Origin of the sequence: Akkermansia sp. BCRC 18949, from assembly GCF_045011645.1 — a bacterium.
In the GTDB taxonomy this organism is placed as follows: Bacteria; Verrucomicrobiota; Verrucomicrobiia; order Verrucomicrobiales; family Akkermansiaceae; genus Akkermansia; species Akkermansia massiliensis.
The window spans coordinates 2779162-2790647 of record NZ_CP123619.1 but is presented as its reverse complement, the minus strand read 5'-3'; the positions used below and the strand labels follow the sequence as shown (position 1 = coordinate 2790647).

Annotated in this window: 10 protein-coding genes and 2 tRNA genes; all 12 read right to left on the bottom strand. The window is 59.4% G+C overall.

All coding sequences use genetic code 11. From position 1 onward, the window contains the following. Window positions 1-21 precede the first annotated feature (21 nt). A complete protein-coding gene (gene rpoB, locus P8A25_RS11735) occupies window positions 22-3960 on the bottom strand; it encodes a DNA-directed RNA polymerase subunit beta (RefSeq protein ID WP_102727664.1) in 3939 nt (1312 codons plus the stop codon). Between the two features lie 201 nt (window positions 3961-4161). Continuing rightward, a complete protein-coding gene (rplL, locus tag P8A25_RS11730; protein ID WP_022396951.1) occupies window positions 4162-4533 on the bottom strand; it encodes a 50S ribosomal protein L7/L12 in 372 nt (123 codons plus the stop codon). Between the two features lie 158 nt (window positions 4534-4691). Further along, a complete protein-coding gene (gene rplJ, locus P8A25_RS11725) occupies window positions 4692-5195 on the bottom strand; it encodes a 50S ribosomal protein L10 (RefSeq protein WP_022396950.1) in 504 nt (167 codons plus the stop codon). A 21-nt stretch (window positions 5196-5216) separates the two neighbouring features. Beyond that, entirely contained in the window at window positions 5217-5918 is a 702-nt protein-coding gene (gene rplA, locus P8A25_RS11720) for a 50S ribosomal protein L1 (RefSeq protein ID WP_022396949.1), read from the bottom strand. A gap of 50 nt (window positions 5919-5968) precedes the next feature. After that, on the bottom strand, window positions 5969-6397 hold the full coding sequence (gene rplK / locus P8A25_RS11715) for a 50S ribosomal protein L11 (RefSeq protein WP_022396948.1): 429 nt from the start codon (window positions 6395-6397) through the stop codon (window positions 5969-5971). A gap of 63 nt (window positions 6398-6460) precedes the next feature. Next, complete coding sequence (nusG, locus tag P8A25_RS11710) at window positions 6461-7030, bottom strand: transcription termination/antitermination protein NusG (protein WP_012420087.1); 570 nt, start codon at window positions 7028-7030, stop codon at window positions 6461-6463. Window positions 7031-7057: 27 nt separating this feature from the next. After that, complete coding sequence (locus tag P8A25_RS11705) at window positions 7058-7285, bottom strand: preprotein translocase subunit SecE (RefSeq protein ID WP_012420088.1); 228 nt, start codon at window positions 7283-7285, stop codon at window positions 7058-7060. A gap of 33 nt (window positions 7286-7318) precedes the next feature. Continuing rightward, window positions 7319-7394: transfer RNA gene (locus P8A25_RS11700), tRNA-Trp, on the bottom strand. A gap of 93 nt (window positions 7395-7487) precedes the next feature. Further along, on the bottom strand, window positions 7488-8672 hold the full coding sequence (tuf, locus tag P8A25_RS11695; RefSeq protein ID WP_022396947.1) for an elongation factor Tu: 1185 nt from the start codon (window positions 8670-8672) through the stop codon (window positions 7488-7490). 44 nt (window positions 8673-8716) lie between these two features. Further along, window positions 8717-8791: transfer RNA gene (locus P8A25_RS11690), tRNA-Thr, on the bottom strand. A gap of 205 nt (window positions 8792-8996) precedes the next feature. After that, window positions 8997-10079 (bottom strand): tRNA (adenosine(37)-N6)-threonylcarbamoyltransferase complex transferase subunit TsaD, encoded by a 1083-nt coding sequence (tsaD, locus tag P8A25_RS11685; RefSeq protein ID WP_404838706.1) that lies wholly within the window; start codon window positions 10077-10079, stop codon window positions 8997-8999. A gap of 18 nt (window positions 10080-10097) precedes the next feature. Beyond that, window positions 10098-11468: an ATP-dependent Clp protease ATP-binding subunit ClpX gene (gene clpX / locus P8A25_RS11680; protein WP_102721184.1), complete on the bottom strand. Its 1371-nt coding sequence runs from the start codon at window positions 11466-11468 to the stop codon at window positions 10098-10100. Between the last annotated feature and the right edge of the window lie 18 nt (window positions 11469-11486).

Below are 11486 nucleotides of genomic sequence, written 5' to 3'. Positions count from 1 at the left end.
GGGAGTGGAATACGGTGGATATTAGAATTTGAGGTCGGAGAAGTCGACGTCCGCCAGGCCGGCCATGTCGTCGCTGTCAAAGCCTTCCGTCATGCCGTCCACGGGAGTGAGGTCCGTATCGCCGAGCTGCAGGGAGGGTTGTTCATCCTTGCTGCCGGGGCGCACGTTCAGGCCCAGGGACTGCATTTCCTTCATCAGAACGTTGAAGGATTCCGGAGTTCCGGCTTCCAGCGTATTGTCACCCTTCACGATGGATTCGTAAATGCGGGTGCGGCCCTGCACGTCGTCGGACTTGACGGTGAGAAGCTCCTGGAGGGTGTAGGCGGCGCCATAGGCTTCCAGCGCCCACACTTCCATTTCCCCGAAACGCTGGCCGCCGTACTGGGCCTTGCCGCCCAGGGGCTGCTGCGTGACCAGGCTGTACGGACCCACGGCGCGGGCGTGGATCTTGTCCGCCACCAGGTGGTTCAGCTTGAGCATGTAGGTCTGGCCTACCACCACCGGGTTGTGGAAGGGTTCGCCGGTCAGGCCGTCATAGAGGGTGCTCTTGCCGCCCACGGTGCCGTCCTTGCCGTCACCGATCCAGGTGAATCCGTCCACCTTCTTGGCTTCGGACATGTAGTTCCAGATGGTTTCTTCACTGATGCCGTCGAACACCGGGGTAGCCACCTTGAAGCCGAGGGCCCTGGCAGCAATGCCAAGGTGGGCTTCAAGCACCTGGCCCACGTTCATTCGGGAAGGCACGCCCAACGGGTTCAGCACGATGTCCACCGGAGTGCCGTCCGCGAGGAAGGGCATGTCCTGTTCCGGGACGATCTTGGCGACGACGCCCTTGTTGCCGTGGCGGCCGGCCATCTTGTCGCCCACGCCGAGCTTGCGCTTGGCGGCGATGTACACCTTGACTTCCTTCAGTCCGCCGGGTTCGGATTCGTCCCCGGATTCCATCTGGTCCAGCCTGTGTTCGCGTTCGTCGTCCAGCTCCGTGAAGCGGCCTTCGAAGGAGGTGATGATTTCCAGGATCTTGTTGCGGATCGGGCTGGGTTCGATTTCGATGTGGTCGTGCACCAGGGCCAGCTTGCGCAGCAGGGTCTTGGTGATCTTGCGGTTGGCCGGGATGATGATTTCACCGGTCTGCTCGTTGACCACGTCCAGCGGGATCTTTTCACCCAGAAGAATGTCGGAGAGCTTCTTGGTCAGCTGGTCAATGAGCTGTTCCTTCTTCTTCTTGTGCTCGTCATTGATCTTCTTGAACTGCTTTTTCTTTTCCGCGCTGTCCACGACGAGGTCGCCGCGGTGGTGGCCGGAGCCCGTGGAAGAGATGCGAACGTCCATCACGATGCCGGTGCAGCCGGAGGGGACGCGGAGGGAGGTGTCTTTCACTTCCGCAGCCTTTTCACCGAAGATGGCGCGCAGCAGGCGTTCTTCCGGAGCCAGTTCCGTTTCAGACTTGGGAGTGATTTTACCGACGAGGATGTCGCCGGGCTTCACTTCCGCGCCGATGCGGATGACGCCGTCATGGTCCAGGTTTTTCAGGGCTTCATCACCGGCGTTCGGAATGTCGCGGGTGATTTCTTCCGGGCCCAGCTTGGTGTCGCGGGCCTGCACTTCAAACTCGGAGATATGGATGGAGGTGAAGGTGTCTTCCTTCACGGTTTTTTCGGAGATGACGATGGCGTCTTCGAAGTTGTAACCGTTCCACGGCATATATGCCACCAGCACGTTGCGGCCGAGGGCCAGTTCGCCCTGGTCCGTGTTCGGGCCGTCCGCCAGCACGTCGCCGGTCTTGATCTTGTCGCCGCGGCGCACGATCGGACGCTGGTTGATGCAGGTTCCGGCATTGGAACGCATGAACTTGCGCAGGGGATAGACGTATACGCCGTTGTCGCGGTCCGTGCGCACGCTGTCCGGATCGGACAGGAAGACTTCCGGACGCACGGGCAATTCCCCGTCCTTCGTGGTGATAATGACTTCAGCCGTGGCGGAAGCCACGATGCCGTCCGCTTCCGCCAGAACGACGGAACGGGAGTCCCTGGCGCACTTGCCTTCAATGCCGGTTCCCACGTACGGGGATTCCGCCACCATGAGAGGCACGCCCTGGCGCTGCATGTTGGAGCCCATCAGGGCGCGGTTGGCGTCATCGTGTTCCAGGAAGGGAATGAGGCCTGCGGCGATGGAGACGAGCTGCTTGGGAGACACGTCCATGTAGTGCACGTCCGCCGGGTCCACTTCAATGAACTCGCCCTTTTCGCGGGCGGTCACGCGGGAGGTGGTGAAGTTGCCCTGTTCGTCCAGCGGGTTGTTGGCCTGGGCGATGAGGTAGCCTTCCTCCTGGTCGGCGGTGACGTATTCGATGGTGTTGGTGACCCGGCCGTTTTCCACCTTGCGGTAGGGCGTTTCAATGAATCCGAATTCATTGATGCGGGCGTAGGTGCACATGGAGTTGATCAGACCGATGTTGGGGCCTTCCGGCGTTTCAATCGGGCAGATACGGCCGTAGTGGGAGGGATGCACGTCTCGCACTTCGAATCCGGCGCGGTCGCGGTTCAGGCCGCCGGGCCCCAGGGCGGAGAGGCGGCGCTTGTGCGTCAGTTCCGCAAGGGGGTTGATCTGGTCCATGAACTGGGAGAGCTGGGAACGTCCGAAGAAGTCGCGCACGACGGCGCTGAGGGCCTTCGGGTTGATGAGCTTGCTGGGCGTCACGCCTTCAATGTTCTGGTCAATGAGGGTCATGCGTTCCTTCACCAGGCGTTCCGTGCGGGCGAGGCCCACGCGGCACTGGTTGGCCATGAGTTCGCCCACGGCGCGCACGCGGCGGCTGCCCAGGTGGTCGATGTCGTCCACCATGCCTTCGCCCTTCTTGAGGCGCAGGAGGTACTTGAGGGCGGCCAGGAAGTCTTCTGCCGTCATCAGGCGCTGGTCCAGGCTGGTGTCCAGACCGAGCTTCTGGTTGATCTTGTAGCGGCCCACGCGGGTGAGGTCGTATTTCTTGGGATCGTCAAAGAGCCTCTTGAGCAGGGTGCGGGCCTGGGCGGCCGTGGCGGGATCGCCGGGACGGAGGCGCTTGTAGATTTCCTTGAGGGCGGATTCCTCGTCATGGGCGGGATCCTTCTTCAGGGTCTTGATCAGCACGTCGTCCTCGCTCTGGTCGATGACGTCGATTTCCTTGATGCCGAACTGGAGGAGCTGGCGAACCACGCCCATGTTGAGCTGTTCGAAAGCCTTGGCAAGAACGAGGTCCTTGTCCTTGATCGTGTCCACGGCCACGAGGTTGTGCAGGTCTTCCTCCGTCATGTCTTCGCTCAGGGGAAGCGTGCGGATGTCGTAGAACTGGCTGACGATATCGCGGTCCGTCTTGAAGCCCAGATAACGCATGAACGTCGTCGCAAGGAACTTGCGGCGGCGGCGGCGGCGGTCAAGGTAGACGTAGAGCAGGTCGTTGGTGTCAAACTGGACTTCCAGCCAGGAGCCGCGGTCCGGAATGATGCGGAAGGAGTGGAGCAGTTTGCCGTTCAGGTGCTGGGCGCTTTCAAAGCAGATGCCCGGAGAACGGTGGAGCTGGGACACGATGACGCGTTCGGCGCCGTTGATTACAAAGGTGCCGCGGTTGGTCATCATGGGGAGTTCACCCATGTAGACCGTTTCTTCCTTGGATTCGTTGTCGGACTTGAGCTTGAAGGTGACCTGGAGGGCGGCGCTGTAGGTTTCCCCGGCGCGGATAGCCTCGTAATCGCTCATCTTCGGCTGTTCGATGTCGTAGGAGACGAAGTCGAGCTCAATGTTTTCGTCATAGCTCTTGATAGGAAAGATTTCCTTCAGAACGCCGTGTAACCCGATGTTTTTCCTGGCCGCGGCCGGGGTGTCCTGTTGTAGAAAATCGAAGTATGATTGAAGTTGAATCTCAATAAGGTTCGGAGGTTCGATGACTTCCTTGATATTCCCGAAGTAGAGTCGCTTTGACATGGGCTGCTGTGGCGGAGATGTTATGGGTTTGCATCCTGAAAACCCGGATGCTGGGTTGATTGGTTCCTTCCTTGGGAGACGGAACCGACTGGAAGCGTTTTGACGGGTAAAAAGCCTCTAGTCGGTCACGCGGGATGTGAAGACGAGGAAGCGCAACAGGAGAAAAACGGGTCTTCTCCTGTTGCGCGGGAAGTAAAAAGCTTACTTGACGTCCACCTTGGCGCCAGCTTCTTCCAGCTTGGCTTTGGCGGCGTTAGCTTCGTCCTTGGAGACGGCTTCCAGGATGACGGCGGGGGTGCCTTCAACCAGTTTCTTGGCGTCCACCAGGCCGAGACCGGTCTTCACTTCGCGGACGGCCTTAATCACGGCGATCTTGTTGGCGCCGGCTTCCGTCAGGACGACGTTGAATTCGGTCTTTTCTTCTTCAGCTTCGGCAGGAGCGGCAGCGGCAGCGGCGGCTACGGGAGCAGCGGCGGAAACGCCCCACTTTTCTTCCAGAAGCTTGACGAGGTCGGCAGCTTCCAGGATGGTGAGGGTACCGAGTTCTTCAGCGATTTTGTTAATATCAGCCATTGTATTGTTTTCTAGTTTGGTTTCGAGTCGCGCCAAGAGCCAACTTGGCATTTCAGTTCTCCGGCTGGAGTTCCGACAAGGAACCTGTAGGAGAGTCGGGCCCGGTTTTCACACATTTGGCTAGAGTGCAACCGGGCCGTCCGGTCAAGGGGTTAGTATTAGGCGGCGGGTTCTTCGCTGCCGCCGTTTTCTTTGTCCACATATGCCTGAAGAACTCGGGCAAGAGCGGAGCCGGCCGCGTTGATGGTGCCAAGGAGCTTGGCAAGCAGCTGGTCGCGGGGAGGCAGTTCACCGATGGCGCGGATGTCGTCCGCGGAGAGGATGGCTCCGTCCAGGATCGCCACCTTGTATTCGGCCTTCTTGGAGGCCTTCGCAAAGGTATTGATGGCCTTGGCGGCGGCGGCCACGTCGGACGCGCCGGTCACGAAGGCGGTCTGGCCGACGAGGTGTTCCCCGATGTCGGGAAGGCCTGCATCCGTCAGGGCCGTACGCATGAAGTTGTTCTTGGCTACGTGGCACTGGGCGCCGCAGGCGGCCAGGGCGGAACGCAGGTTGGTGAACTCAGGCACGGTGATCGAGGTGTAGTCCACGACGATCAGGAACGGGGAGGCGTTGACGCGGGCGGTCAGGTCGTCAATGATGATACGCTTGTCAGGATTCATGGTGTGCTAAATCGGTTCGGGTTACAGTTTGGCGATGGAAGCGGTGTCAACCGGCAGACCGGGGCACATGGCGCATGAAACGGTGACGGATTCGATGTAGGCGCCCTTGGCGGAAGCCGGGCGGGCCTTGACGACGGAATCAATCAGAGCAACGATGTTTTCAGTGATGCCTTCGTTGGAGAAGGACAGCTTGCCTACAGCGGCGGAGATGTTGGCGTTCTTGTCAACCTTGTAGTCAACGCGGCCGGCCTTCACTTCCTTCACGGCCTTGGCCGTATCATCCGTAACGGTGCCGGTTTTCGGGTTGGGCATCAGGCCGCGCGGACCCAGCACACGGGCAACCTTGCGAACCTCCGTCATGGCGTCGGGGGTGGCAATGGCCGTGTCAAAGTCGACGAATCCTTCCTGGACCTTCTTGATGAGGTCTTCAAAACCCACGAATTCGGCTCCGGCTTCCTGGGCGGCCTTGGCGGCATCACCCTGGGCGAAGACGAGGACGCGGACGTTCTTACCCGTGCCGTTGGGCAGGGAGACGCTGCCGCGGACCATCTGGTCGGATTTGCGGGGGTCCACGGTCAGGTGGAAGGAAACGGTGACAGTCGGGTCAAATTTCGGGGCCGGGAAAGATTTCATGGTTTCCACGGCTTCCGTGATGCTGTAGTTCTTGTTAGGGGTAACAAGCTTGGCTGCTTCTTGATATCGCTTGCTGCGTTTGGTAGACATGTGTGTATTTGGCAGTGCGTTCGGATTGGTTAATCCTCCTGCGGTGAGTGTTACATACCTTCAACTTCAATGCCCATCTGGCGGGCCTGGCCGGCAAGGATGCGGGCGGCGCGTTCGGGGTCTTTCGTGTTGAGGTCCGGGAGTTTGGTGTTGACGACTTCCATCAGCTTGGCCTTGGAAAGAGTGGCGACCTTCTTTTTGTTCGGTTCGCCGGAGCCGGAGGCGATGCCGGCGGCCTTCTTGAGAAGCAGGCTGCCCGGGGGCTGCTTGGTGATGAAAGAGAATGATTTGTCCTTGTAAACGGTGATGACGGTCGGCAGGAGGTCGCCGGCCTGCTTTTGCGTGGCGGCGTTGAACTCCTTGCAGAATGCCATGATGTTTACACCGGCCTGACCAAGTGCCGGACCCACGGGCGGGGAGGGGTTAGCGGCTCCGGCATTGATCTGGAGCTTGATGATTTTGGTTATTTCTTTTGCCATGGTTTTGCTTTGTTAGCGGAGAAAATGAACGGGAGAAGCTTGCTGCCTGCCGGCGAATGGGGCTCAGGCTTTTTCCACCTGCCAGTATTCCAGGTCCACCGGAGTGGCGCGGCCAAAGATGGAGACGCTGACGCGCAGTTTGCCTTTTTCAGGGTCGATTTCTTCGATGGTGCCTTCCTGGCTCTGGAACGGGCCTTCGCAGACGCGCACAGGATCGCCGACGGCGAATTCCACCTTGGGACGGGCGGCGACGGCTTCCGCGTCCAGCAGGGGCAGAAGATCCTCCACCTCGCGCTTGCGCATGGGCAGGGGAGCGTTGCGGGAACCAGCGATGCTGATGACGCCGTCAATCTGCTGGATGAAGTACCAGAGGTCCTTGTTCAGGGTGCCGTCCGCTTCCAGCAGGTACATGTTGGCATAGACGTACCCGGGAAAAAGCTTGCTGTGGCGTTCCGTCTTTTTGCCGTTGCGCACTTCGGAGATGAGTTCCGTGGGGACTTCCACCCGGTAGATGAAGTCGGAAAGTTCGGCGTCCTTCGCCTTGCGGATAATGCGGTCACGAACGCTGTTTTCCTGTCCGGAGAGGACGTGAAGAACATACCATTGTTCGTGAGGCTCTGGGGTACTGGGCATGATCGGAGAAAGAAAGTGGGAGTAAAACTAGATTGCCAACTGGATGAGGTAGTTGACCACGCTGTGAAGGAAGATGTCGAACGATGCAACAAACGCGCCAAGGAAGACCATGGCAATCAGTACGACGAGAGTGGAACCCCAGAGTTCGCGGAATTTTTTAAAACCTTTCACCTTGGGATCGCTTTCCCAGGGCCAGGTGGTCTTCTTAAGTTCGCCCTTAACTTCGGCGATGAATTGAGAAATCTTGCGAAACATGCTTCAAGGTGGGGTGATGTATTTGGAAAGAAGTGGCAGGTCAGGAGGGACTCGAACCCCCAACTTTTGGTTTTGGAGACCAACGCTCTACCAATTGAACTACTGACCTGTTGGTGTCTCTTCTTTCGTGGGAAATGAGGGGGCCTGCGGGGAGGCCCCCTCATTAAACCTATGTAGATTCCTCTACAAGTTCCAGGGGAACTTAGTCAAGGATTTCGCTGATACGACCGGCACCCACGGTGCGGCCGCCTTCGCGGATAGCGAATCGCATGGCTTTTTCCATGGCGATCGGAGTGATGAGCTGGACTTCCAGGTTGACGTTGTCGCCGGGCATCACCATTTCCACGCCTTCGGGAAGGGTGCAGCAGCCGGTCACGTCCGTCGTGCGGAAGTAGAACTGCGGGCGGTAGTTGTTGAAGAACGGGGTGTGACGGCCGCCTTCTTCCTTGGTCAGGACGTAAACTTCAGCCTTGAAGTTCTTGTGGGGCTTCACGGTGCCGGGCTTGATGATCACCTGGCCGCGTTCGATGTCTTCCTTCTTCAGGCCGCGGAGGAGCAGGCCAACGTTGTCACCGGCCTGGCCTTCGTCAAGCAGCTTGCGGAACATTTCGATGTCCGTAACGGCGGTCTTCTGGGTGTCCTTGATGCCGATGATTTCGACTTCTTCCATCTTCTTGACGATGCCGCGTTCGATACGGCCGGTAGCCACGGTGCCGCGGCCGGAGATGGAGAACACGTCTTCCACGGGCATGAGGAAGGGCTGGTCCACGGGGCGTTCGGGCTGCGGGATGTAGGAGTCAACGGCAGCCATGAGTTCCATGATGGAGTCTTCAGCGGCGGCGTCGCCTTCCAGAGCCTTAACGGCGGAACCCTTGATGATGGGGGTGTCGTCGCCCGGGAATTCGTATTCGTTGAGAAGTTCGCGGATTTCCATTTCCACGAGTTCGATCAGGTCGGGGTCGTCAACCAGGTCGCACTTGTTCATGTAAACGACGATGGCGGGGACGCCCACCTGGCGGGCAAGGAGGATGTGTTCGCGGGTCTGCGGCATCGGGCCGTCGGAAGCGGCAACCACAAGGATGGCGCCGTCCATCTGGGCAGCGCCGGTGATCATGTTCTTCACATAGTCGGCGTGTCCGGGGCAGTCAACGTGGGCATAGTGACGGTTTTCCGTTTCGTATTCAACGTGGGCCGTGGAGATGGTAATGCCGCGTTCGCGTTCTTCGGGAGCGGCGTCGATCTGGTCATAGCCGCGTGCTTCGGCGAAACCCTTCTTAGCGAGCACTGAAGTAATGGCGGCGGTAAGGGAGGTTTTGCCGTGGTCAACGTGACCGATGGTGCCCACGTTCACGTGGGGCTTGTTGCGCTGGAATTGCTCTTTAGCCATAATGTTTTGTTTAGGTTTGGGCTGCTATGGGTCTAGCTTGAAGATGGAGCTTCTGGCGGGAATTGAACCCGCGACCTCATCCTTACCAAGGATGCGCTCTACCCCTGAGCTACAGAAGCATAGACTTCTTCCGCCTTTCGCTGCTCTTAGAGAGTTGTAAATCCGCCCAAACCTGCGGTTCTAGCGGATAAATAGCATCCTCCCGTGTTGCCTGACGAAAAGCGGACGCTATGTTACGTTTTTAAATACGGGATGTCAATGAAAACATGAACATTTTTTTATCATTATGCCGCAAATACGGGGTGTTCATGTGTAATATCTTTATCAGGAATGCGTTGAATATTTGGATCTGTTCAGATCCTCCGTCAATTTGAGATTGGGGTCAACGTCTTCATCCAGAGAGTGGAACAGTCCCCTGCGGGCTTTGAGGCAGGTGACATAGGCGATCATGGCGGCGTTGTCCGTCGTCAGGTCAAAGTCCGGCAGGACCAGTTCCACTTTTTCACGGTTGCAGGCGGCTTTCAGGCGGGAGCGCAGTTCCCCGTTGCAGGAGACGCCGCCGGAAACGGAAAGGGTGCGGTGGCCGGAAACGCGCAGGGCATGCAGCGCCTTGTGAATCAGTACGTCCGTCACGGCACGCTGGAAGGAGGCGCAGAGATCGCGCAGGGTCTGTTCCGGCAGGTCGTGAGGGTCGCCGCTTGCCGTCAGCCTGGGGAGGGTGTAGAGAACGGCCGTTTTCAGGCCGGAGAAGGAGACATTGGCCGTGTGCTCCTTCATCAGGGCGCGGGGGAAGGAGAAGGCCTGCGGGTCGCCGTGCGCCGCCATGCGGTCGATTTCCGGGCCGCCGGGGTAGGGGAGGCCGAGCATTTTTCCCACCTTGTCAAAGGCTTCCCCTGCGGCGTCGTCCAGGGAACGGCCCAGGAGGCGGTAGTCCCCCACGCCGCGCACATCCACAAAGAGGGTATGGCCGCCGGAGACGACCATGCCCAGATGGGGAACGGGGCCTCCGGGACGTTTAAGGAAGGGGGAGAGCAAATGGCCTTCCAGATGGTTGACGGAGACGAAGGGCTTTCCCGTCGCCAGCGCCAGCGCCTTGGCCGTGCTGTTGCCTACCAGCAGGGCGGCTACCAGGCCGGGGCCGCCCGTGGCGCCGAAGACATCGATGTCCGCCGGGGTCACGCCGGCTTCACGGCACGCGGCCCGGATGACTCCGGGAAGGTCCGCCGAGTGGTTGCGGGAGGCCAGCTCCGGCACCACGCCGCCGTGCCGGCGGTGGATGGCGATCTGGGAGGAGATGATGGAGGAGAGTATTTCCGGCGCTTTTCCCTCCCCGGCGGAACGCAGGATGGCGACCGCCGTTTCATCACAGGAGGATTCTATTCCCAGAACGGTGAGGGATTCCGGCATGGCGGAGAAGCGGGGGAGTTAGGAGGCCTGGCGGATTTGCGCCGGTTTTTTGTCGGTAACCGTTTCCCTGGTGATGGTGACGGAGTCCGCGTCTTCCATGCTGGGCACCTTGTACATGACGTCCAGCATGAGGGTTTCAAAGATGGAACGCAGGGCGCGGGCTCCCGTGCCGCGTTCCATGGCTTCCGCGGCCATGGCTTTCAGGGCGTCCGGCTGCACATCCAGCCTGGCGCCGTACATGGCGAGCAGTTTGGAGTATTGCTTGACCAGGGCATTTTTAGGTTCCGTGAGCAGGCGGACGAGCTGGCCTTCATCCAGCTTGGAGAGCGGGCAGAAGATGGGCAGGCGTCCTACGAGCTCCGGAATCATGCCGAAGGAGAAGAGGTCTTCCGGCATCGCCTGGGCCAGCACTTCCTCTTCCGAGTATTCCTTGCGGTCGCGCTGTTCCGTGATGGCTCCGAACCCCATCTGGGTGGCGCCGAGGCGTTTGCGGATGATGTCTTCCAGTCCGACGAAGGCCCCGCCCACGATGAAGAGGATTTTTTCCGTGTTGACGCGGATGTATTCCTGCTGCGGGTGTTTGCGGCCCCCGGTGGGCGGAACGTTGCAGATGGTGCCTTCAATGATTTTCAGCAGGGCCTGCTGCACGCCTTCCCCGGAGACGTCCCGCGTGACGGAGACGTTCTGGGTCTTGCGGCCGATCTTGTCGATTTCATCCACATAGATGATGCCCTGTTCCGCCTTGGCTACGTCAAAGTTCGCGGCCTGGAGAAGGCGCAGGATGATGTTTTCCACGTCTTCCCCCACGTAGCCGGCTTCCGTCAGCGTGGTGGCGTCCACAATGCAGAAGGGGACGTTGAGCATTTTCGCCAGCGTTTTCGCCAGCAGGGTTTTTCCGGAGCCGGTAGGGCCGGCCAGCAGTATGTTGGATTTTTCAATTTCCACGTCGTCCAGGGATTCGTCCTCCAGCATCACGGCGCTCTGGCGCAGGCGCATGTAGTGGTTGTACACGGCTACGGAGAGCACTTTTTTGGCGTAATCCTGGCCAATGACGTACTGGTTGAGCGTGGCGCACATTTCTTCCGGCGTGGGCAGCGGTCCTTCGTAGGAGGCCGGGGCGCCCGGCGTTTCCTTGAGCATATCCGCGGCAGCGGCCTTGCGGGCCTCCGCCTGGCACATGGCATAGGCGGAGGGCTCCATGCTCAGAATGCCGCGGATGAAGCGGGTCGCCAGCGGAAGGCCGGTATCCTTCACAATCATGTTGACGCAAATTTCAACGCAATTGTTGCAGATATAGAAGTCTTCCGCTATCTGGATGAGCTTGTCCACCTTGTTCCCGGGCTTGCCGCAGCAGGAACAGGCAGGAATATGAGGGTTGGAACCGGACATGGTTTTTCAGGGAGAGAG

Bases quoted from the DNA above. Each gene is read 5' to 3' on its own strand.
- rpoB (WP_102727664.1), bottom strand. From the start codon at position 3,960: ATGTCAAAGCGACTCTACTTCGGGAATATCAAGGAAGTCATCGAACCT.
- rplL (WP_022396951.1), bottom strand. From the start codon at position 4,533: ATGGCTGATATTAACAAAATCGCTGAAGAACTCGGTACCCTCACCATC.
- rplJ (WP_022396950.1), bottom strand. From the start codon at position 5,195: ATGAATCCTGACAAGCGTATCATCATTGACGACCTGACCGCCCGCGTC.
- rplA (WP_022396949.1), bottom strand. From the start codon at position 5,918: ATGTCTACCAAACGCAGCAAGCGATATCAAGAAGCAGCCAAGCTTGTT.
- rplK (WP_022396948.1), bottom strand. From the start codon at position 6,397: ATGGCAAAAGAAATAACCAAAATCATCAAGCTCCAGATCAATGCCGGA.
- nusG (WP_012420087.1), bottom strand. From the start codon at position 7,030: ATGCCCAGTACCCCAGAGCCTCACGAACAATGGTATGTTCTTCACGTC.
- P8A25_RS11705 (WP_012420088.1), bottom strand. From the start codon at position 7,285: ATGTTTCGCAAGATTTCTCAATTCATCGCCGAAGTTAAGGGCGAACTT.
- tuf (WP_022396947.1), bottom strand. From the start codon at position 8,672: ATGGCTAAAGAGCAATTCCAGCGCAACAAGCCCCACGTGAACGTGGGC.
- tsaD (WP_404838706.1), bottom strand. From the start codon at position 10,079: ATGCCGGAATCCCTCACCGTTCTGGGAATAGAATCCTCCTGTGATGAA.
- clpX (WP_102721184.1), bottom strand. From the start codon at position 11,468: ATGTCCGGTTCCAACCCTCATATTCCTGCCTGTTCCTGCTGCGGCAAG.